At 64.5% G+C, this 21,809-nt stretch carries 15 protein-coding genes; 4 read left to right on the top strand and 11 right to left on the bottom strand.

From position 1 onward, the window contains the following. Positions 1-19 precede the first annotated feature (19 nt). Complete coding sequence (locus D1Y85_RS16035; RefSeq protein ID WP_124152058.1) at positions 20-1,297, top strand: cytochrome P450; 1,278 nt, start codon at positions 20-22, stop codon at positions 1,295-1,297. A gap of 88 nt (positions 1,298-1,385) precedes the next feature. Here the strand turns inward: D1Y85_RS16035 and D1Y85_RS16040 are convergent, their stop codons facing one another. From D1Y85_RS16040 to D1Y85_RS16075, 8 genes are all read right to left on the bottom strand, one after another. Continuing rightward, a complete protein-coding gene (locus D1Y85_RS16040) occupies positions 1,386-3,623 on the bottom strand; it encodes a CoA transferase (RefSeq protein ID WP_124152059.1) in 2,238 nt (745 codons plus the stop codon). A gap of 50 nt (positions 3,624-3,673) precedes the next feature. Next, on the bottom strand, positions 3,674-3,997 hold the full coding sequence (locus tag D1Y85_RS16045; RefSeq protein WP_124152060.1) for a 2Fe-2S iron-sulfur cluster-binding protein: 324 nt from the start codon (positions 3,995-3,997) through the stop codon (positions 3,674-3,676). 42 nt (positions 3,998-4,039) lie between these two features. After that, a complete protein-coding gene (locus D1Y85_RS16050; RefSeq protein ID WP_124152061.1) occupies positions 4,040-5,164 on the bottom strand; it encodes an acyl-CoA dehydrogenase family protein in 1,125 nt (374 codons plus the stop codon). A 49-nt stretch (positions 5,165-5,213) separates the two neighbouring features. After that, complete coding sequence (locus D1Y85_RS16055; RefSeq protein ID WP_124152062.1) at positions 5,214-6,017, bottom strand: crotonase/enoyl-CoA hydratase family protein; 804 nt, start codon at positions 6,015-6,017, stop codon at positions 5,214-5,216. Next, positions 6,014-7,087, bottom strand: a complete 1,074-nt coding sequence (locus tag D1Y85_RS16060; protein WP_124152063.1) for an acyl-CoA dehydrogenase family protein — start codon at positions 7,085-7,087, stop codon at positions 6,014-6,016. The genes D1Y85_RS16055 and D1Y85_RS16060 overlap by 4 nt, the downstream gene beginning before the upstream one ends. Before the next feature lie 5 nt (positions 7,088-7,092). Further along, positions 7,093-8,241 carry an acyl-CoA dehydrogenase family protein gene (locus tag D1Y85_RS16065; RefSeq protein WP_124152064.1) on the bottom strand — a complete coding sequence of 383 codons (1,149 nt, stop codon included), beginning with the start codon at positions 8,239-8,241 and terminating at the stop codon, positions 7,093-7,095. 123 nt (positions 8,242-8,364) lie between these two features. Further along, on the bottom strand, positions 8,365-9,678 hold the full coding sequence (locus tag D1Y85_RS16070; RefSeq protein ID WP_124152065.1) for an amidohydrolase family protein: 1,314 nt from the start codon (positions 9,676-9,678) through the stop codon (positions 8,365-8,367). Positions 9,679-10,035: 357 nt separating this feature from the next. Then, positions 10,036-10,773 carry an IclR family transcriptional regulator gene (locus tag D1Y85_RS16075; protein ID WP_124152066.1) on the bottom strand — a complete coding sequence of 246 codons (738 nt, stop codon included), beginning with the start codon at positions 10,771-10,773 and terminating at the stop codon, positions 10,036-10,038. 472 nt (positions 10,774-11,245) lie between these two features. Here D1Y85_RS16075 and D1Y85_RS16080 point away from each other — a divergent pair, with 472 nt between their 5' ends. Beyond that, positions 11,246-12,139 (top strand): fumarylacetoacetate hydrolase family protein, encoded by an 894-nt coding sequence (locus D1Y85_RS16080; protein WP_124152067.1) that lies wholly within the window; start codon positions 11,246-11,248, stop codon positions 12,137-12,139. Between the two features lie 63 nt (positions 12,140-12,202). Here the strand turns inward: D1Y85_RS16080 and D1Y85_RS16085 are convergent, their stop codons facing one another. Both D1Y85_RS16085 and D1Y85_RS16090 read right to left on the bottom strand, forming a co-directional pair. Beyond that, positions 12,203-13,588 (bottom strand): MFS transporter, encoded by a 1,386-nt coding sequence (locus tag D1Y85_RS16085; protein WP_246024940.1) that lies wholly within the window; start codon positions 13,586-13,588, stop codon positions 12,203-12,205. A gap of 73 nt (positions 13,589-13,661) precedes the next feature. Beyond that, a complete protein-coding gene (locus D1Y85_RS16090) occupies positions 13,662-14,522 on the bottom strand; it encodes an SDR family oxidoreductase (RefSeq protein WP_124152069.1) in 861 nt (286 codons plus the stop codon). A gap of 845 nt (positions 14,523-15,367) precedes the next feature. Between D1Y85_RS16090 and D1Y85_RS16095 the strand changes: the two genes are divergently transcribed. Beyond that, positions 15,368-17,014, top strand: a complete 1,647-nt coding sequence (locus D1Y85_RS16095; protein WP_124152070.1) for a methyl-accepting chemotaxis protein — start codon at positions 15,368-15,370, stop codon at positions 17,012-17,014. A gap of 201 nt (positions 17,015-17,215) precedes the next feature. Here the strand turns inward: D1Y85_RS16095 and D1Y85_RS16100 are convergent, their stop codons facing one another. Further along, positions 17,216-18,130, bottom strand: a complete 915-nt coding sequence (locus tag D1Y85_RS16100; protein ID WP_124152071.1) for a LysR family transcriptional regulator — start codon at positions 18,128-18,130, stop codon at positions 17,216-17,218. A gap of 94 nt (positions 18,131-18,224) precedes the next feature. On the opposite strand from D1Y85_RS16100, the gene D1Y85_RS16105 reads away from it, so the two are divergent. Continuing rightward, positions 18,225-21,803: an indolepyruvate ferredoxin oxidoreductase family protein gene (locus D1Y85_RS16105; RefSeq protein ID WP_124152072.1), complete on the top strand. Its 3,579-nt coding sequence runs from the start codon at positions 18,225-18,227 to the stop codon at positions 21,801-21,803. Positions 21,804-21,809 lie beyond the last annotated feature (6 nt).

Consider the following 21,809-nt stretch of genomic DNA (forward strand, 5'->3'; position numbering starts at 1 on the left):
AACAGTAATGGAGACCGGAATGACAAGCCCCGCCAAGTCGACCGCACTCGAAAGTGCATTTGAAAACGCTGCGAGCAACTATCGCGGCAGCGACGTCGATCTGAACGCGATTTATCGCGACATGCGCAGGAACTCGCCCGTGATCGCGCAGGACTTCATGGCAAGCCTCGGGGTGCCCAATATCGCGAAGCTCGACCCGAACCGGCCGACCTTCACGCTGTTCAAGTACAAGGACGTGATGTCCGTGCTGCGTGACGCGGCGAACTTCACGAGCGGCTTTATCGCCGAAGGGCTGGGGGCGTTCTTCGACGGCCTGATCCTGACCGGCATGGACGGTGAAGCGCATCGCCGTGCGCGCGCGCTGCTGCAGCCGGTGTTTCTTCCGGAGGTGGTGAACCGGTGGCGCGAATCGAAGATGGAGCCGATCGTGCGCAACGAGTTCATCGGTCCCATGGTGCCGCAGCGGCGGGCCGACCTGACGCATTTCGGCCTGCATTTTCCGATTCGCCTGATCTATTCGCTGATCGGCTTCGCGGACGACCGGCCGGAGCGGGTCGAGCAGTACGCCGCGTGGGCGCTGGCGATTCTGGCCGGGCCGCAGGTCGATGCGGAAAAGGCCGCGATCGCGCGCAAGGCCGCGATGGAAGCGGCCGAGGCGCTCTATGCGGCGATCCGGAGCGAAGTTGCCGTAGTGCGCGCGAAAGGCGCGGAGGGGGAGGATCTCATTTCCCGCCTGATCCGCGCGGAATACGAGGGACGCCATCTCGACGACCACGACATCGCGACGTTCGTGCGCTCATTGCTGCCAGCAGCGGGCGAGACTACGACGCGCACGTTCGGCTCGCTGATGACGCTGTTGCTCGAACGGCCGGCGCTGCTCGAGCGCGTGAAGGCGGATCGCAGCCTCGTGCCCAAAGCGATCGATGAAGCGGTGCGCTTCGAGCCGGTCGCCACCTTCAAGGTGCGTCAGGCCGCGGTCGATACAGAGATCGGCGGCGTGCCCATCCCGAAGGGCGCGATGGTGCAATGCATTGTTTCGTCGGCGAACCGCGACGAAGAGGTGTTCGAGAACAGCGAGACGTTCGACATCGATCGCAAGCCAAAGCCCTCGTTCGGTTTCGGATTCGGGCCGCACATGTGCATCGGGCAGTTCATCGCGAAGGTCGAGCTGCAGGTCGCGGTCAACGCGATTCTCGATCTGCTGCCTAACCTTCGCCTCGATCCGGACCGGTCGCCGCCGAAGATCATCGGCGCGCAGTTGCGCGGGCCCGATGCGGTGCATGTGGTGTGGGATTGAGCGGTAGTCCGGCGATGCCGGGGAGCCGGCGCTTCCCGGCGAACATTCGCGCTTTGACTCTGCGCGCGAATGAGCGTCGTCTGCGTCGTCAGCCAGCGATGAGGCCTGCTTCGGCGAGCGCCTCGATCTCCACGTCCGGCAACCCGAGCGCCGCGAGCACCTCGCGGCTGTGTTCGCCGAGCGCCGGCGCGGCACGGTCGGGCAAGGCGCGCACCTCGCCGAGATCCCAGAACGCGCCGATCTGCTCCAGGTGACCCTGGGTCGTGTGCTTTGCGCTCATCACGAGGCCCGCGGCGCGATTGCCCGAGTCGTCGAGGAACGCGTGGTGTTGCTCTTCGCGAACGACGGAGGCCGCAATGCCAGCGTCTTCGAGCATGGCTTCCACGGCGTACTGGCCGCGGGCGGCAAAGAATGCTTGCGCGTCACGCCCCACGAGCGTCGCGAAGCGTATCTGCTCGTCGTCCGTCAATGCCGCAACGGCGACCCATCCGTCCTTGCATGCATATAGCCGATGCGAGGGCGACACGCCCGTTTGATCGCCGTCGAGACGGGCGAAAGCTCCGACGCCGCCATCGGCGCGAACCACTGTCTCGCCGGTGCTGAGGATCGTCGCGCCGAGCAGCGAGGCGCACGTCATCTGGCCCACGCCCGTCCGGTCGCGATGGTAGAGGCCCAGCAGCAGCGCGTAGGCCGACGACAGCGCGGCAAGGTGATCGCAGACACCGAAGCGCAGCCACATCGGCGGATTGCCCTCTCCGCCGTTTTCGACTTCCCAGCCGCACGCGGCCTGGAAGAGTTGGTCGAATCCTGGCCAGTCGGCGCGCGCGCCGCCGGGTCCATACGAGCTGATATGACACCCGACGAGCGCGGGATTGGCCGCGCGCAGGCTTTCGTAGTCGAGGCCCAGCTTGCGTGCGGCTGGCAGGCGCATGTTGTGATGGAACGCGTCGGCCCAGTGCGCGAGGGCCTCGACGACCGGCCTGGTGCGGGGATCCTTCATGTTCAGCGCGACGCTGCGCTTGCCGCGCTGGCAGCCGCAAAAGACGCGGTCCAGATAGCGCATGATGTCGCCGCTGGTCGGCTCAACCTTGATCACGTCCGCGCCGAGATCCGCGAGCAGCATCGCGCCGAACGGTCCCGCGAGATAGGCGCCGAAGTCGAGGATGCGGACACCTTCGAGGGGTAGCGCGGTGGCGGCGCTGGCCGTCGAGGAGGGCGGCTTCGGCTCCAGTGCCTCGAATACGGCTTGCGTATCGATGCCCAGCGGACGCAGACCGTCGCGGGCCACCCTGGCGGGTGGCGTGACCCCGTAAGCCGGGCCGGGCTGCAGCGTCTTGCCGAACTGCGGGTCGTCGACTTCCGCGATATACCCGTTCACGCGCGCCTGCTCGTCGAAATAAACTGCGCCAAAAGGCGCGGCGGGCTGCGCCGAAATGTCATGGGCCCACAGGTGTTCCAGCCATTCCCGGGCAGGGCGCGTTGCGAATATCTCCCGGTTGGCGCCGAAGTTTGGCGCGGTGTGGTTCTTGCCCCAGCGCGCGTTGGCTGCAGCGATGCCATCGGGGCCCAGCGCGTCGAGGGCCTCGCGCATGTACGGCGCCGCGTCGGGCGCGTAGTGGACGTGAATCCATTCGTTATCCGAACATTGATGAATGGCGACCGCAACGGACTTGTCGAGGCCCTTGACGAAGGACGCCGAGGGTGTCTCGGCGCGCGCCCAGTGCATCGTCATGGGAATCAGGGCGCCTTGAGCGAGGCTCGTATGCGCGGGGCCGACTCCACGTCCGCGCCCGCGCTGGATCAGCCTCGCGACGGCGCCGATCGCGCACAACCACGCAGTGCAGAAACTCGCGTAAGGCATGCGGATGAAAACCGGGCCGGGCCGATGACCGGGCTGCTCCGCCATCAGACCGAGCCGTGCGAGCACGAGCGTTTCGCGGGGCGGGCGATCGGCGTCGGGGTGGCCCGACGGCCAGCCCGATACCGCGGAGACGATCAGGTGTGGGAAGCGCGCGCGCAGGCCGGAGTCGTCGAGACCGCGCGTGGCCGCCTCGCGAGGCGTGAATTCGTGGATCAGCACGTCCGACGCCGCAAGAAGCCGCCCCAGCGACGCACGGCCTTCGGCGGCTGCAAGGTCAAGCACGACGCTTTTCTTGCCACGGTTCCACACCGCAAAGCCGGGACTGCCACGCAGCGGCGCGCCGCCGGGCGGCTCGATCTTGATCACCTCCGCACCGGCCTCGGACAGCTGCAGCGCGGCTACCGATCCAGCCGCGCCTGCTGCCAGGTCGAGTACACGCACGCCTTGCAGAATTCCCTTCGACATGTTCGGCCTCTGTGATGCACGCGCAATTGCCCGCTTGCACGCCGCCTTCGTCAGATTTGCGTGGCGGGCAGGTGGACGATCAGCCCGTCGAGTTCGGCGCGCATCGTGAGCTGGCAAGACAGGCGGCTATTGGTGCGACGCGGTTCGGCGGTGCTGTCGAGCATTGCATCTTCCAGGTCGTCCAAGGACGGCAGCCTCGACTGCCACGCGTCGTCGACGAAAACGTGACAGGTGCAGCACTGGCACGCGCCGCCGCAGTCCCCGCTGATTCCGCCGATGCCCTGTTCGAGCGCGATCTGCATGAGCGTGACACCGTCGGCCGCCTCGACTTCGGTCGTGACGCCATCATGTGAGGTGAATGAGACTTTGGGCATGGGAGGGTCCTCTGTTGTATTGCCGTTTCTAGAGCGGCACAGTCAAAGCGAGCGGCCGATGATTTCCTTCATGATTTCCGAGGTGCCACCGTAGATGCGCGCGACGCGCGCATCTACCCACGCCCGGCTTATGCGGTATTCGCTCATGAAGCCGTACCCGCCGTGCAGTTGCAACAGGTCGTCGAGCAGCTTGCCTTGCAGCTCGGAGCCAACGAGCTTGCACATCGCGCCGACCTCGGCGGTCAGCTCGCCGCGCATGGCCTTGCCGAGGCAATCGTCGACGAACGTGCGCAGCATCGTCGCCTGCGCCTTGACTTCGGCGAGCTTGAAGCGGGTATTCTGGAAGTCGAATAGCCGCTTGCCGAACACCTGACGATCGCGCGTGTACGCGATGGTTTCGTCCAGAAGCGAGTCGATGGAGGCCGCGGCGCGAATGCCGATGATCGTGCGTTCCCAGGCGAGCTGATGGGTCAGGTAGGTGAAGCCGCTGTTTTCCTCGCCGAGGCGGAATTCGGCCGGCACGCGGACGTTGTCGAAGAACAGCTCCGACGTATCCTGTCCCTTGAGTCCGATCTTCTCCAGCAGCTTTCCCTTGGAGAATCCGGGCATGTCTTCCTCGACGCAGATCAGCGTCAGGTCCCTGGATTGCGGATCGAGCTTGGTCGCGGTCACGACGAGCCCGGCGTTGCCGCCGTTCGTGATGAAGGTCTTCTGACCGTTGACGATGTAGTCGTTGCCCTCGCGTCGGGCGGTCGTTCGCATCGAACGCAGATCGCTGCCGATGCCGGGCTCGCTCATCGCAATTACGCCGATCAACTCACCCGTCGCCATGCGCGGCAGCCATCGGCGCTTCTGCTCCTCGGTGCCGTAAGCGACGATGTAGGGCGCAACAATTTCCGAGTGCGTCGTGAATCCGATCGCGGTCGCATTGACACGCGCCAGCTCCTCGATCATCACCGCCGAGTGGCCGAAGTCACCGCCGCTACCACCGTACTCCTCCGACACGGTAGAGCAGAGCAGGCCGATTTCGCCGGCCTTGCGCCAGATTTCCTTCGGCACGATGCCGGCGTGCTCCCATTCGTGCAGATGGGGGACGATTTCGTTTTCGATGAAACGGCGCGCCTGCTGGCGGAATAGTTCGTGATCTTCCCTGAATACGGTTCGCATGTCGGTTGTCCTGCGATTCAATCGGTCTCGTGTAAGGACGGAGCGCGTGCTAGCGGTCCGTGAATTGCGGCGCGCGCTTGTCCAGAAACGCGTTGACGGCTTCGAGGTGGTCATGCGTGTGATGCGCAAGGGCCTGATATGCCGCCGACATCTCCAGCAGCGAATCGAGGCGCATGTGCTGGCCTTCCCGCAGCAGGCGCTTGGTGAGCCGCAGCGCGTGCGACGCATTGCTGGCGATGCGCTGCGCGAGGTCCAGCGCATGCGTCATCAGCCGGTCGGCGGGTACCACTTCGGCGACTAGCCCCCACTCGAGTGCCTTCGCGGCGTCGATCGTTTCGCCGGTGAACGCCATGAGGCTCGCGCGCTGCATGCCGATTGCGCGCGGCAGCAGCCAGGCACCGCCGTCGCCCGGCACGATGCCGACCTTGACGAAGCTCTCGGCGAACAGCGCCTTGTCCGATGCGATCCGGATGTCGCACATGCAGGCGAGGTCAAGCCCCGCGCCGATCGCCGGCCCGTTGATCGCTGCGATTACCGGCACATCGAGCTCGTAGAGCGCGAGCGGAATGCGCTGGATGGTGTTGCGGTAGCTGTCGCGCAGATCATGCGGCGAGCCGGCGAATATGCCACCACGATCGCGCATGTCCTTCACGTTGCCGCCCGCGCAGAACGCGCTACCTTCTCCGGTCAGCACGACCGCCTTGACGGTCCGGTCTCGCCGCACGCGGTTGCACAGCTCGACCAGTTCGTCCATTTGCGCGGGCTCGGACAGCGCATTGCGCGTTTGCGGGCTGTTCAGGCGGGCGCTCAGCACGGCGCCTTCATGCTCGATGATCAGAAAGGGTTCGGTCATGCTGCGGCTCCTTTAGCCTGAGCGAGCCGGTCGAGCCTGCCGGCGGTGATCGCGGGCCACAGCGCGGGCGAGCCTCCTGCGCAGATCGCCGTGCCGAGCCGCTGCGCCCATGAGGTGGTATTGCCAAATTCGCTGCGCCACGACCACAACCGGCGCGTGGAGAGATGCAGTGCGTGTTCGTGCGTAAAGCCGATGGCTCCGTGGACCGTGTGCGCGATCGCAGCGCCGATGCTCGCCGCCTCGCCGGCGCAGATCTTCGCGGCAGCGATCGGCAACGCCGCGAAGCAGCCAGCGCCGTTGAGCGAGCTGGCGAACGCACATTCGGCGGCCACGGCCGCGGCCGCGGCGTGTTCGGCCAGCACGGCGATTTGCTGCTGCAGCGCCTGGAACGAGGCGATGGGCTTGCCGAACTGCACGCGCTCGGTCGAGTAGCCAACGGTCAGATCGACGATTGCCTGCAGGGCGCCCGCAATCTGCGCACAGCGCAGCATCGCGCCGCCGAGGTGCAGCACGTCCGGCTGAAGGTCGGGCGGAAGCGGGGCGCAGCTCACGCACACTGCGCGCTCGAAGCGCAGCTCGTCGCGCGGCTCACCCGCGGTGTTCAGACGCTGCGTGCACTGCGCCTCACCGGCGTCGAGCAGGACGACCATGGGCTCGCTCGTGCCGGCAATCGCCACGACATGCCGCACTTCGCGCCCCCAGGGCACATCGACCAGATCGCCGCTGACACGGCCTTGGGCGAGTGTCAAACAGCCACTGCCGGCGATGCCGAGCGGCGCGTTGATTGCATCGAGTCCGCACTCGCCGAGCAGTGCATTCGCGAGCAGCGTCTCGGGCAGCGGCGCCGGCAGGCAATAGCGGCCCGCTGCCCGCACGACACCGAACAGATCGTCCCAGCTTGCGCCCGCGCCGCCGGAGGCCTCCGGTGCGGCCGCGACGGCGAAGCCCGACTCCTCGATGGCACTCCACAGCGGTGACGACCATTCGCCGGCTTCGCAACGATGCAGCAGTTCCGGCGTGACCGTATCGATGAGCAGGCGCTCGATCGTAGACTCAAAAATTTCTTTCATGGTCGTTACCGAAGTCCAAGTCCGCGGGCGATGATGCCGCGCAGGATTTCGCGTGTACCGCCTCGCAGCGAAAACGACGGCGCCATCTGCATGAGATAGGCGAGCACGCTCGCGTGATCAGAGCCGCCCGCGGTGCTGGGCGGGACATCGAGCAGCAACTGCGCCACTTCTGGGATCTCCTGCTCGAATGCAGTGCCGAGATCCTTCACGCAGGAAGCGGCCCACGCCGGATTGCGACCCGCGGCAAGCTCCGCAGTGACCGACAGCGACATCTGCCGCAAGGTGAAGAGGCGTGCGGCAAGGCGGCCGATCTCGCGAGCCTGCAGCGCGTCGGGCCGCTTGCCGATGGCGTCGATCATCGTGTGCAGCAGTGCGATGCTGCTCAGGAAACGCTCAGGACCGCTGCGTTCGAATGCGAGCTCCGCTGTGACCTGCTCCCAGCCCTGGCCCTCGGTGCCGATCAGCGCGTCGCGCCCGAGCTCGACATCGTCGAAAAAGACCTCGTTGAAGTGCTCGCCGCCGGCCAGATCGCGAATCGGGCGGATCGTCACGCCCGGTGCCTTCAGGTCGATGACGAACTGCGACATGCCTTCGTGACGCGAGGCTGTCTTCCCGGCGGTTCGCACCAGCGCAATCATGTACTGGGAGTGGTGCGCGTTGGTTGTCCAGAGCTTATGGCCGTTTAGTACCCAGCCGTCGCCGGCACGCTCCGCATGGGTACGGATCGAGGCCAGGTCGGAACCCGAATTGGGCTCGCTCATGCCAATGCAGAAATAGCTTTCACCGCGACAGATGGCCGGCAGATACCGTTCGCGTTGCGCGTCGGTGCCGTAGCGCAGGATCAGTGGACCGCTCTGGCGATCTGCAATCCAGTGCGCCGATACCGGTGCACCGGCGGCGAGCAATTCCTCGATGACGACATAGCGTGCAAACGGTCCGGCTTCGCCGCCTCCGTAGCGCTTCGGTAGCGCCATGCCGATCCAGCCGCGCTCGCCGAGCTTACGGCTGAACGCCGGGTCGGCGCCCATCCACGATTCGGCGCGGCGCAAGGGCGGCCGGTCGCGCAGTGCAACGGCAAGGAACTCGCGCACCTCCTTGCGTAATGGTTCGTCATCCAGAGGAATGGGGTGATAGCGAAATGCGGTAACGGACATGGTGCGATCAAGGCGCGTGTACGCGGGCGCCGACGGCGAGGCAGGCGCTTCGGTCTCATTTGACGAAGGGCGCAGCGAGGTCCACAGACACCACATCGTGGTCTCGCTGCGCGACGGTGACGTCTACAGTGCGGTCTGCGCGTCGGCAGAGGCGAACATGCGGTTGATGTCTCCCGACGTCACCGGCTTGTTCGGATCGCGCACCGGCGCCGCGCCACCAAGGCCCAATGCCGGTTCGATGCTGACGTGCTTCGCCCGCGCACGCAGCGCGCCGACGGTGCAGTTCTCGCGGCCGAGGATCGCGAACGGATCATAGGAGAACTCGCGCATCGCATTCAGGTGCGTGATGCGGTTGATGATGTCGTCGGAGACGTTCTGCGACGATGCCTGTTCCCAGAACACATCCGCCGAATTCGGCCATGTGCAGTCCGAATGGGGGTAATCGCACTCCCAGGTGACCTTGTCCAGGTTAATCGAATCGAGATTCTTCAGGCCGAACTTGTCCTCGATGAAGCAGGTGATGAAGTGCTCGTTGAAAATGTCGCTCGGCATCTTGCCGCCGAAGTTCGACATCGTCCACGCGTGATGGTGGCGGTGGGTGAAGTCCGCGCGTTCAAGCAGGTACGGAATCCATCCGATCCCGCCTTCGGACAGCGCCATGCGCAGCTTGGGAAACTTCTTCCACATCGGCGCCCAGATCCAGTCGGCCGCCGAGTTCGAGATCGCGATCGGCATCGACGTGATCCAGGCGTCGATCGGCGATTCGTCCGATGCGTGCGCCGCTTTCACACCGGTGCCGATGTGGCAGCAGATCACGACGTCGTTGTCCGCGCATGCCTTCCACAGCGGGTCCCAATAGTCGTTGTGGATCGACGGATAGCCGTGAACAGTCGGGTTGTCCGAGAGTGTCAGCGCATGCACGCCCTGTTTGGCCATGCGCTCGACTTCGGCTGCGGCGGCTTGCATGTCCCACCACGGCGCGAGCATGAGCGGAATGAAGCGGCCCGGCGCGGCGTTGCACCAATCGTGCAGGTGCCAGTCGTTGTAGGCCTGGATCGCCGCAAGCGAGACGCCGCGATCCTCGTGCACCTGAAAACGCTGGCCCGCGAAGCCGGGGAACGTCGGAAAGCACAACGAGCCGAGCACGCCGTTCGCATTCATGTCATCGACGCGCGCCTTGATGTCCCACGTGCCACGACGCATGTGTTCGTAGCTGAGCGGCTCCATGCCGTACTCTTCCTTCGGACGGCCAACTACCGAATTGAGCCCCATGTAGCCCGTTGCCTTGGCTTCGAATTCCCAGACGTCGCGGCCGCCGCGCTGGACGACCTTCGGTTCGCGGCCTTTGTATTTGGCCGGCATGTGACGGGTGAATGCGTTGGGCGGCTCAATCGCATGATCGTCCACGCTGACGAGAATGAGGTCTTCCAGTTTCATCAGGGTTCCCCGTGTTAGTGGCAATCACAAGAGATTGCCGAGTGGAAGTGGGTGGGTGTCCTGAGATACTAGATAATAAGTTATACACAATCAACAGTTATGTACATTTTATTGGCGGAAAAGGCTGTTTTCCAGGGTTAACCGGGAGATCGTTCAGCAGCGAACCGCGGGGGCGTGCGCATGCGCCGCAGGCTTGTTTTCAAGGTGACGGCGGTGCGGCTCTGGCGTACCACCGAGCATGACGGTGACCCTCAGGAGGAGCGTAGGCGGGAAAATGTTGTGGCGCGCGTTTTCAGCACGTGTGCCGGGCCGCGGTGAGGCCGCGGCCTGCGGGCGCCACGGTTGGCGCGCCTGCTTTCAAAGGAGCACGGATTCGAGCCGCTGCCCCAGTTCGCGTACGGCTTCACCCAGTGCGTCGACCTGTTCCTCGGCACGGTCGCCGCGGATCATCACCGTTGACACGGTGAATACGATGTTGCCCGCGCGGTCGCATACCGGCGCGGCAATCGCGCGCACGCCGGTGGCGAAGTAGCCATCGTCGCTCGCCCAGCCTCGCCGGCGCGCCCGGTTGACTTCACGCTGGTAGGCGTCGAAGGACATGGGTCGGACCCAGCGCAGATTGGCGAATTCCGTGCGCATCTGCTCCTCGGTGAAATCAAGTTTCGCGGCGAACAGGCGGCCGCTCGCACCCATGAGGATCGGGAGGCGCTGACCGGCGGGCATGCCGATATGCAGATCGGTCGGGCTCGATTCCGAGCAGACGAGCACGATACGGTCACTGCCGAGCCGGCGCCATAGCGTGACTGTGACGCCAAACTCAGCGGCGAGATCGTGCATGAGTGGCGCGGCGAGCTGCAGCTTCTGCCCTTGCGTGACGAGCTGCTCGACCAGACGCGCCAGCCCGATGCCTGCCGAATACGTTTTCGCGAGGGGATCGAAATCGACCACGTCTTCGGCCACCAGCGTGCGAAGAATGTTGAAGCACGTGCTGGGATTGATCTTGAGGTGACGCGCGATGTCCGTCGCGCGTTCGGGTGCGCCAGTCTGTGTCAGGTAACGCAGGATCTGGATGGAGCTTGCCACCGGTTTGACCATGACGGCGTTCGTCGAACCGTTCTTGCGGGGTTCGTGTGCGATCCCTGCTGCTGGGGCGGTTTCGGCTGACTCTGATTTCTGCGCGGCTGCGGTGCTTTTTCTCATACCTGGACGTAGCGGTCTGTTGAATTCGGGCGGACGTAGGGCGCCGTGCGGGTACCTCGGTTTTGTCTCGCGAGGACAAGGCGCGCGCCGTCTCGATGTCGTGCCGAGCTTATTCTAAGAGATGGATCTGTATTCTGAATAGAGAATAGATCAAATTCCATGATTTCGTTCATGGTGCTTACCCCAGCGAAATCGCTTTGTTCGGGCGGTCTGATCGCCAGTCGAGGAGGCGAATTCCGAAGCGAATCATGCTACATTTGAGACATATTTAGTAATTATGTTCATGTAATGAACCCCGCAATGGTGCCTCGCAGAGGGATGCCGCCGGCAAAAAAAAATACGAATATCGTCAAACGGAGAGCAAAAGATGAAACTTGCCAGAGTGCGTGACGCGTCGGGCGAAGCGTTCTGGGCGCAGGTGGACGACGTCGCACAGTGCGTCCGCCGTATTCGTGCACCGTTCGACGTGTGGGCGCAGGCACTCGCGCAACACGGTGAAGCGGCGCTCGACCTGGATGGCGCGCGCCTGCCGCTCGTCGCTCTGCAGCTGTGTCCGCCGGTGCATCCCGGTGCGCGCGTGTTCGGCGTCGGGCTCAACTATCTGACGCATTTGACGAGGCTGGGCCGCAAGGAGGCGCCGCCTCATACGATTGCCTACATCAAGCCGTCTTCGGCGCTCGTCGATCCGGGCGGTGAGATTCAGTACCCGGCCGTGACCGCACAGCTCGACTATGAGGTCGAACTGGTCGCTGTCGTAGCCCGGTCGCTCGCCGAGGAGCCGCAGGCAAGCGCGTGCCTGCTAGGGTTCACTGTCGGCAACGACATCAGTGCACGCGACGCCGGCAAGCTGCTGGGTTCGCTCGACCTGTTTACGCAGAAGGCGCTCGACCGTACCGCGCCGGTCGGTCCGTGGATTGCGACACTCGACGAGTTCGGCGGGGCGGGACAGCCGCGCCTTACGGTAAGGCTGCGCGTGAACGGCGAAGAACGCCAGCGCGACACGACCGACCAGATGATTTTCCCGCTCGACGAGCTGCTCAACTACGTCGACGCTCGCATTCAGCTGCAACCGGGTGACCTGATCTTTACCGGCTCTACTTGCGGCGTTGGGCTCGAGGACGGCCGCTTTTTGCAGCCAGGCGATACGGTTGAAGCGGAGATCGAGGGAATCGGCGTGCTGCGTAACACGATTGGGGCGAAGCGTGTGCTGGCGAGCACGCGCCGCGCTGGACGGCTCGGCATCCCGGGTAACGCTGCGTGAGCGGCTGCGTATCGTGCAGGTCTTCGCGGCGGCTAAGCCCATAGGGCTCGCGCCGCCGCGAATTCAGTGCGAAGCGCTATGCAGCGCAGCGTAGGTACGCGCGTAGGGCCGCAGCCCGGAGCCGATCAGCCAGAGACCGAGCAGCGCTGAGGGAGCGGCAGTCAGCGCGAGCGAATAGCGTAGCGCAGCATCCTGATGAAAGAGATGCTCGGTCAGAAGCGCCACGGCGGTCGGGCCGAGGCCGATTCCTAACAGTCCCGCGAGCAGCAGATAGAGTGCGATAGCCTGACCGCGCAGGCGGTTTGGCACGACGGCCTGTATCGACGTTGGGGCTGCGGCCTGCGCGATCGACAGGCCGAGCACGTTGACGAACAGCAACGCGAACGCGAGCGGCGCATTCGGCATCAGCGGCCACAACGCGGAAGGGACGGCGAACAGGCACGCTCCGGCCAGCGCCACGCGAAACCGGGCTGCCCCGACGCCGCGCGCGGCCCATTGGTCACTCAACGCGCCGCTAGCGAGCGTGCCGGTAGCGCCCGCAACGGCGACGATCAGGCCGAGCAGCGGACCCGAATGCGAAGGGGGCATGCCAAAGCTGCGCGCGAAGAGCGCGGGTGCCCACGCGAGCGCACCATAGCCGATAACCGACAGGAGTGCGGGATAGGTCAGAACGCGCGCGAACGTGCCAGCATGGGCGTGTAGATAGCGCGCAAATTCGCGCACAGACGCCGCGCGTTCGGCAGCGACAGAAGGCGTGGTCTCGTGGCGCACGGGCTCGCGCACGGATACGAGCATCATCAGCGCGAGCGGCAACGAGGGGAGCGCAGCGGCAACGAAGGCAACGCGCCAGGCCGGCACGTTGCCGAATCCAGCGATCGTGATACCGGCGGCGGGGATGACGGCAAGCAGCCAGCCGCCGAGCAGCAACGATGTGCCGGAGCCGATGGCGAGCGACGTGTAGTAGACCGCGAGCGCGCGGCCGCGCCGGGCAGGTGCGACGCAATCGGCGATCAGCGAATACGCGGCCGGCGCCAGCACTGCCTCGCCGATGCCCACGCCGATACGCGCGAGCAGTAACTGCGCGTAGGTCTGACCGAATGCGAACAGCGCGGTGGCGACGCCCCAGAACAGCAGGCCCGCACAAATCAGGTTGCGCCGGCTGCCGCGATCGACGAGGCGTCCGAGCGGCAGCCCGGCGAGCGTGTAGAAGACCGCGAACGCATAGCCCTGAAGCAGGCTGAACGCGGTGTCCGAGATGCCGAACTCCCGGCGTAGCGGCCCGACAACGAGCGACGGCAGTTGCCGGTCCATCTGGGACATCAGCGTGACGACGAACAGCACGCCAATCACATACCAGGCATAGCGGGCCGATGGATATTGCGCGGAAATTCGCGCCGCGGACGACCCCCAACGTTCGTCAGGTGTCCGGGATATCGAGGCAGGTTGCAAGTCAGTCTCCGTCGAGAGGGTTGGCAAAGCGGACCGCGCGCGGCGCGATGTTTCCCGGCGCACTCAGCGCGTGTTAGCCCGCTTCGGTGTGCGGTTCCGCACTGCGCGCCTTGACGGACTCGTAGAAGTCGCGCTTGAGCGTCGGATAGTAGGCGATTTGCCCGCCCATACCGCCGGCAATGTCGATCGACGCCGCGCTGATGAAACTGGCGTAATCGCTAGCGAGAAACAGCGCCATCCCCGCAACGTCCTCCGGCTTGCCGAAGCGGCCAAGCGGGACGACCTTCAGCACCATCTGGTCGAATTCCTCGCGTGAGCATCCTGGCGGCATCTCCCGGTAGTGGCGGTCCCACTGGCCGGTATCGATCCAGCCCATGTTCAGCGTGTTGACGAGGATGTTGTCCTTGGCGAGCGACATGCCGAGAGACTTCGACATCGCGACGCAGGCTGCGCGGTTGACCACCGACGGAATGCCGTCCGGCGTCGGCACCACGCCGGCCAGTGCATTGATTTCGACAATGCGTCCCCAGCGCTGCTGGCGCATGTGCGGCACAACCGCCTGCACGAAACGGAAGTGCCCCATTTGCAGCACGTTCGCGTGTTCGAGAATCTGCTCGGGTGTCAGGGTTTCCAGATTTCCACCGCGTCCCTGGCCGGCATTGTTGATCAGCACGTCGATGCCGCCCCAGCGAGCGGCGATGTCTTCGACGAATTGCCGTACCCCGGCCGTGTCCGTGACGTCGACGGCGCGGGCGATCACATCGCCCGCGCCGCGTGACTGAAGGTCTGTGCCGGCGGCTTCGAGGTCGGCGGCGGTGCGTGCGCAGATCGCAACGCGCGCACCTTCCGCGGCGAATGCACGTGCGATCGCGCGGCCGATGCCGCGCGACGCACCGGTGACGATGACACGCTTGTTGCGAAGATCGATATGCATGAGGTCTCCTGGTTCCGGCGCGGCGAGCGACGCGCTCGTGGGATAGTCCGTGCTGGCAGCGCGCGGTGCCACGGGCGATCGGTTGTTCGCGAAATTATAGACACATGTACAGAATATGTTCAGTATTATCGGGCCAGGGATAACCGGAGTTGCAAACGGTCCCGGATACTCTGCGCCAAGTGAAAATCTGTGTGAGCTAGCGGCAACATCCTGATTCGACGCGCCGTACAGCGCGTCGCTCAATAAAGGCGGGTGCCAGTCCGTTTCATGCGTTTGACGATCTGTCAAACAGACGTCGCATGGACCACGGGCTTTTGGAACCTGTCAGGGTGATACACAGGTAGACAGAATTTGAATAAATGTGTACGTTTTTGGTCCCGGGCGATTTTTCTTCGCGTATTGCGCAAGCCGGTTACGTAATCGATCAAAACGTCTCACCGTGAGAACGAAGTTGGAAGAAGTCTTGCGAAAACAGGTTTCAGGGGGGGCGGGGCGGGGAACTTGACGACGAAAGACCGGAACAAAGGTATGCGCACTTCCGGGAGCAACCAGATAACCTGACGACGGCACACTGCGACGAGACGCAGATTCGCCACTAGCCGCTTCCTGGCAGGGCACTGCTAACCGCGCTGACTTTTACAGAATGAAATAAGCTATCCTAAACAACTAACGTTAGTGCTGGTATCCGTGATGGTTCGGTGTTGGCAGGCTGCGAATCGCGTCTTGACCCTCCTTCCGTGGCACGAGACACAAGTGGACGACAGTTTTGCCTGGTCATGGATATCCCTTATGCAACCGTCTCCGGCCCAAGCCGATAGTGCCGGTTGATACGCTACGGAACAATCATGCTAAAAAATCGGACTATCCGCGGTCGATTAACGGTCTTCGTCGTCATCTTTATTGGGCTGATGCTGATGGTGATCACCGTTGCATCCGGCGTGCTTAAACTGACCAACGAGAGCCTGCGCGACGCGCGGCGCAGTTCGTTGGCGATGATGTCGCTCAAGTCCAGTTCTGAACAACTGCTGCGGGTGCGGGTCGATCTGGGCGGCTCCGAGACGGAGGCGTTGTTCGGCAGTGGCAAATCGACCGATGGGCTGCTGGCGCAAGCGCATCAGATGTTGAACGAGTCGAACGAAGCGTTTCGCGCGTACGCCAACGGTCCGTTCGACAGCGAAGAGGAGGCGCGTCTTGCGCGGGCCGCCGCACAGGCGCGTACGGTGTTCGTCGAGCAGGTGCTCGAACCGGAACACAAGGCGCTCGTCAACAACGACTTCAACACGTTCCGCTCGATCGAGGGCGAAACGGCCGCGCGCTATTACACAGCCTACACGAAGGCAATCGACGAACTTGAGCAGTACCAGACGCAGATTCAGGACCGGGACGCCGACTCCGCCGTCGTACGCTTTCACTATGCGCTGGTGCTATTCGCGATACTCGCGGCGTTCGGCGTTCTGATTGGCGTTGCTGCAAGCGTACGGGTGACGGCATCGATCGTGAAGCCGGTTAACCAGGCAATCCGCCATTTCGAAAGCATCGCGGCCGGCGATCTGTCGATCGATGTGCGTGTGCGCTCGCGCGACGAATTGGGCCGGTTGCTGACCGCGCTCATGCATATGCGTGAGGCGCTTTCGAACACCGTGTCGGGCGTGCGCGGTAGCACCGATGCGATCGCGCTTGGCGCGAGCGAAATCGCCGCCGGCAACGCGGACCTCGCGAGCCGTACGTCGCAACAGGCCGCCGCGCTCGAACAGACGGCGGCGAGCCTTGAAGAGCTGTCCGCGACGGTCAAGCAGAACACCGCCAGCGCGAAGCAGGCGAACCACCTCGCGCAAGGTGCGTTCGATACGGTGACGCGCGGCGCCGATTTCGTCACGCGCGTGACCGAGACGATGAACGAGATTTCGACTTCGTCTCGCAAGGTCGCGGAAATTACCGGCATCATTGAGGGCATCGCGTTCCAGACCAACATCCTCGCGCTGAACGCGGCTGTCGAGGCAGCGCGCGCTGGCGACCAGGGACGCGGCTTTGCGGTGGTGGCATCCGAGGTGCGCAGTCTCGCGCAACGCTCGGGTACGGCTGCGAAGGAGATCAAGGACCTGATCGCGGAATCTGGCGCGAGCGTCGAGCAGGGCACGATGCTGGTCCAGGATACGCGTCGGACGATGGAAGATGCACGCGAAGCCGTGGGCCGCGTGACCGGCATCATGGGCGAGATCGAGGCCGCGGCGCTGGAGCAGAGCGGCGGCATCGAGCAGGTTCACACGGCGATCGCACAGATCGACAAAGCCACACAGAGCAACGCGTCGCTCGTCGAAGAGGCGGCGGCAGCGGCGAATTCGCTCGAAGAGCAGGCCGGCGTACTGCGCAACACGGTGGCGGTGTTCCGGATTGGCAGCAACGATGCTGCGGCGCTTAGAGCGCCGGGCGCGCGGGCCCAGCATGGCGGCGCGGCTTACCTGAGGGGCGGCGTGGAGCCGGCGCTGATCTAGCCGATGGGAGCCGGTGACTGGCGTGCGCCATGCGGCATCGGGCTCCTTAGCAGGCTGTTGAAAAACGGTTCAGAGGGGTGTTCACAGACGGTTTTTAGGGGTCGTCTACCCCTTACCGAGATTCCGCGAGCGGCTTGTACAGCGTTTTATGAGGTCGATTATTTTCTGCGGGAGCCCTCGCAGGAGAATTTCAACAGCCTGTTAGTCCGCTTCGCCGCTGTTCACCTGGATGAGGAAGTGCCGCAACTGGTGGGCGGCAGGCGCGAGCGCTGCACCGGGGCGCCATATCAGGCCCACTTCCATGGGCGGGATGGAATCCACGACCGGGCGCGCGTCGATGCGCGTGCCGTCGAGCGACCATGCCCGAAAGAGCATGTCCGATAGCACCGTCACACCGAAGCCGTTTGCGACCAGCCCGCGTACCGCCTCCATCGACCCTGTGCGGAACGCGATATTCGGTTGCAAGCCCTTCGCTTGCCAGTAGCGCGTCGTCGACGTCTCGCCTTCGTCGACGGCAAGCAGGATGTACGGATGCGCGGCGATGTCGGCGAGCGACACGCTCGCGGCGCGTGCAAGCGGATGCGAGGGCGCGGTCCAGAGCTGGCGCCGCGAGCGGATCAAGACCCGATGTTCGAACGCCTCGAGCCTCGCTGTGTTCGATACGAGCGTGACGCCGAGATCGATCGTGCCGTCCAGCACGGCATTTTCTATTTCGGCGCGATCCATGTCGCGCAGATCCAGTTCGATGGCAGGAAAGCTCGCGCGAAACCGCGCGAGCAGCTCCGGCAGGAAGTAGCCGAGCACCGCATAGGAGGCGGCGATCCGCACCGTCCCGGAGGTCGCGCGCGCGTCAGCGCGCGGCTTGTGCATCGCGTCCCGCACCGAGTCGAGGACGTGGCGCGCGTGATGATAGAAGTCGTGGCCGTCGGCCGTCATCGTGACGCCGTGTGCACCGCGGTCAAAGAGCTTCGTGCCGAGCGCCTGTTCGAGCGCGATGACTGCGTTCGTGATAGCGGACTGCGACACGTGCTCGTTCGTGGCCGCCATCGAGAACTGTCCCGCGCGCGCGGCGGCGATGAAGTAGCGAAGCTGTCTCAGGGTGATGTCTTTTGCCATGCGTTTTTCGGATGCGAGGCTTGCGTATTTGTGGTTTTACCGGCCAAACCGGCGTCTCTATACTGACCCGAAACATCTATCGGGGACAAGTGTCATGAATGCGCCAGTATCGCCTTCGCACGCGGCGGAGCTAGCCGCCGTTACGCTTGACGACAAGTACACGCTCGAGCGGGGGCGCGTCTACATCAGCGGCACGCAGGCGCTTGTGCGCCTGCCGATGTTGCAGAAAGAGCGCGACCGGCGCGCCGGCCTGAACACGGCCGGCTACATTTCCGGCTATCGCGGCTCGCCGCTTGGCGGCCTCGACCTCGCGCTATGGAATGCGAAGCAGCATCTGAGCGAGCATGACGTCGTGTTCCAGCCGGGCGTCAACGAGGATCTCGCCGCGACCGCGGTGTGGGGTACACAGCAGATCAATCTGTGGCCTGGCGCGCAGTATGACGGCGTGTTCGGCATGTGGTACGGAAAGGGGCCGGGCGTCGACCGCAGCGGCGACGTGCTCCGTCACGCGAACTCCGCTGGCACGGATGCGCTCGGCGGCGTGCTCGTGCTCGCGGGTGACGATCACGGTGCGAAATCGTCGTCGGTCGCGCACGAGTCCGAGCACACCCTGATCGCGAGTGGCATTCCGGTGCTGTATCCGTCGAGCGTGCAGGAGTACATCGACTACGGGTTGCACGGCTGGGCGATGAGCCGCTACTCCGGCCTGTGGGTCGCGATGAAGTGCGTGACCGATGTGATTGAATCGACCGCTTCGATCGATATCGACCCCGAGCGGGTGCAGATCCGGATGCCCGATGACTACCCGTTGCCGGACGGCGGTCTCAACATCCGCTGGCCGGATCCGCCGCTTGTGCAGGAAACGCGTCTGCTCGATCACAAATGGTACGCGGCGCTTGCATATGTCCGCGCGAACCGGCTCAATCGCATCGTGATCGATGCGCCGAACCCGCGCTTCGGCATCATGACGGCAGGCAAGGCCTATGTCGACGTGCGTCAGGCGCTGCTCGATCTCGGGCTCGATGATGCAACCTGTGCGCGCGTGGGCATCCGCGTGATGAAGGTCGGCTGCGTGTGGCCGCTCGATGCGCAGGACGCGCGCCACTTCGCGCAGGGTTTGGAGGAGATCCTGGTCGTCGAGGAAAAACGCCAGGTCCTCGAATATGCGTTGAAGGAGGAACTCTACAACTGGCGCGAGGACGTGCGGCCGAAGATTTACGGCAAGTTCGACGAGCGCGACAACGAAGGCGGTGAGTGGTCGGTGCCGCGAGGCGACTGGTTGCTGCCGGCGCATCACGAACTGTCGCCGGCGCTGATCGCGAAAGCGATTGCACGCCGGCTGGCGAAGACCGATCTGCCGCCCGGGGTTGCCGCGAGCATCGCCGGGCGGTTGGCCGTCATCGAGGAGAAGGAGAGGGACGCCGCGCAGCCGCGCCTCGCTGCGGAGCGTCCGCCGTGGTTCTGCTCGGGCTGCCCGCACAACACGTCGACGAGGGTCCCGGAAGGCTCGCGTGCGCTCGCCGGAATCGGCTGCCACTACATGTCGATGTGGATGGACCGCAGGACCGAGACGTTCAGCCAGATGGGTGGCGAAGGCGCAGCATGGCTCGGCCAGATGCATTTCACCGGCGAGAAACACGTGTTCGTCAACCTGGGGGACGGCACCTACTTTCATTCCGGTTCGCTTGCTATTCGCGCGGCGGTTGCTGCAGGCGCGAACGTCACCTACAAGATCCTCTACAACGACGCGGTGGCGATGACGGGCGGACAGCCGGTGGACGGGGTGTTGAGCGTGCCGCAGATCGCGTTTCAGGCCGTCGCGGAAGGCGTGGCGCGCGTTGTCATCGTGACCGACGAGCCGCAGAAGTACACCCCGGCCGTGCGCTTGCCGGAGGGCGTCGGTGTGCACCATCGGGACCGTCTGGATGCGATCCAGCACGAGCTTCGTGAGACGCCCGGCACGACGCTGCTGATCTACGACCAGACCTGCGCGACCGAGAAGCGTCGGCGGCGCAAGCGGGGCACGTATCCCGATCCCGCCAGGCGGGCCTTCATCAACGATGCGGTCTGCGAGGGATGTGGCGACTGTTCTGTGCAGTCCAACTGCTTGTCGGTCGAGCCGCTCGATACGCCGCTCGGCACCAAACGCAGGATTAATCAATCCTCGTGCAACAAGGACTTTTCCTGCGTGAAAGGGTTTTGCCCGAGCTTCACGACCGCGGAAGGTGCACAGCCTCGCAAGCCTTCCGGCGCGGGGGCAGCAGCACCGTTGCCCGACTTCGCGCAACTGCCGCAGCCGCGGCCGGAAGTGCCTGACCGGCCGTACGGCATTCTTGTGGCTGGCGTGGGCGGCACGGGCGTCGTGACGATCGGCGGCCTGCTCGGCATGGCCGCGCATCTCGAACGCAAGGGTGTCATCGTGCTGGATATGGCCGGACTCGCGCAGAAGGGCGGTGCGGTGACGAGCCACGTACAGATCGCGCCCACGCCCGCCGGCCTGCACGCCACGCGGATCGGCACGGGCGAAGCGCACCTTGTGATCGGATGCGACGCGATCGTGTCGGCATCGGCGGAGGCGCTGTCGAAGATGCGGCGCGGCATCACGCGCGCCGCGATCAACAGCGGCGCGACGCCGACCGCCGGGTTCGTCCAGAATCCCGACTGGACGTTCCCGGGCGCGCAGACCGAACAACTGCTGCGCGAGAATATCGGCGAAGCCTGCGAGTTCATCGATGCGAACCAGCTCGCACTCACGCTGCTAGGCGACACGATCTACGCCAATCCGCTGCTGCTCGGCTACGCATGGCAGAAGGGCTGGCTGCCACTCGGCTACGCGAGCCTGATCCGCGCGATCGAACTCAACGGCGTAGCCGTCGAAAAAAATCGCCTCGCCTTCGACTGGGGGCGCTTCGTGGCCGAGCACGGCGCGGACGCGGCAGCGCGCGCTGCCGGGCAGCGCGATGCGCAGCAGGCGATCGTGCTGCGGTTACCTGAAGCGTTGGACACGCTGATCGCAAACCATACGCAATGGTTGACCGATTACCAGAACGCGAACTACGCAGCGCGCTATTTGGCCGTGATCGAGCGTATTCGTGCGAAGGAGGCGGCGCTTGCGATCGGCAAGTCGTTGCCGCTCACCCGCGCAGTCGTGCAGAATCTCGCGAAACTGATGGCATACAAGGACGAATACGAGGTGGCGCGCCTCTACGCGGCGCCGGCGTTCAAGGACAAGCTGCGCGCGCAGTTCGAGGGCGAGCCGGGCAAGGACTATGCGCTCAGCTTTTACTTCGCCCCGCCGCTCTTCGCACGAAGGGACGAGGGCGGGCATCTCGTGAAGCAGCGCTTCGGACCATGGGTGTTGCCGATGCTGCGCGTGCTGGCGAAGCTGAAGGTTGCACGCGGCACAGTATGGGACGTCTTCGGCAAGACGGCTGAGCGCCGTACAGAACGGCGCCTCATCGGCGAGTACATGGCCCTCGTCGATCAGTTCTGTGTTTCGCTGACCGCCGCGAACCGTGACGTGGCGATCCGCCTGGCACAACTGCCCGCCGCGATCCGCGGATTCGGCCACGTGAAGGAACGCAATCTGGCGGCCGTCGAGAAGCAGCGCGAGGCGCTGATGGCCGAATACTTTGCCGCATGTGATGAAACCGGGGAGCGCCGCGCGGTATGAACGCAG

Source organism: Paraburkholderia dinghuensis, from assembly GCF_003837865.1.
Taxonomy (GTDB): domain Bacteria; phylum Pseudomonadota; class Gammaproteobacteria; order Burkholderiales; family Burkholderiaceae; genus Paraburkholderia; species Paraburkholderia dinghuensis.

Coding starts and splice junctions, on each gene's coding strand:
- D1Y85_RS16075 (WP_124152066.1), bottom strand. CDS start 10,773: ATGGTCAAACCGGTGGCAAGCTCCATCCAGATCCTGCGTTACCTGACA.
- D1Y85_RS16090 (WP_124152069.1), bottom strand. CDS start 14,522: ATGCATATCGATCTTCGCAACAAGCGTGTCATCGTCACCGGTGCGTCG.
- D1Y85_RS16035 (WP_124152058.1), top strand. CDS start 20: ATGACAAGCCCCGCCAAGTCGACCGCACTCGAAAGTGCATTTGAAAAC.
- D1Y85_RS16045 (WP_124152060.1), bottom strand. CDS start 3,997: ATGCCCAAAGTCTCATTCACCTCACATGATGGCGTCACGACCGAAGTC.
- D1Y85_RS16060 (WP_124152063.1), bottom strand. CDS start 7,087: ATGAAAGAAATTTTTGAGTCTACGATCGAGCGCCTGCTCATCGATACG.
- D1Y85_RS16055 (WP_124152062.1), bottom strand. CDS start 6,017: ATGACCGAACCCTTTCTGATCATCGAGCATGAAGGCGCCGTGCTGAGC.
- D1Y85_RS16040 (WP_124152059.1), bottom strand. CDS start 3,623: ATGTCGAAGGGAATTCTGCAAGGCGTGCGTGTACTCGACCTGGCAGCA.
- D1Y85_RS16095 (WP_124152070.1), top strand. CDS start 15,368: ATGCTAAAAAATCGGACTATCCGCGGTCGATTAACGGTCTTCGTCGTC.
- D1Y85_RS16105 (WP_124152072.1), top strand. CDS start 18,225: ATGAATGCGCCAGTATCGCCTTCGCACGCGGCGGAGCTAGCCGCCGTT.
- D1Y85_RS16070 (WP_124152065.1), bottom strand. CDS start 9,678: ATGAAACTGGAAGACCTCATTCTCGTCAGCGTGGACGATCATGCGATT.
- D1Y85_RS16065 (WP_124152064.1), bottom strand. CDS start 8,241: ATGTCCGTTACCGCATTTCGCTATCACCCCATTCCTCTGGATGACGAA.
- D1Y85_RS16100 (WP_124152071.1), bottom strand. CDS start 18,130: ATGGCAAAAGACATCACCCTGAGACAGCTTCGCTACTTCATCGCCGCC.
- D1Y85_RS16080 (WP_124152067.1), top strand. CDS start 11,246: ATGAAACTTGCCAGAGTGCGTGACGCGTCGGGCGAAGCGTTCTGGGCG.
- D1Y85_RS16050 (WP_124152061.1), bottom strand. CDS start 5,164: ATGCGAACCGTATTCAGGGAAGATCACGAACTATTCCGCCAGCAGGCG.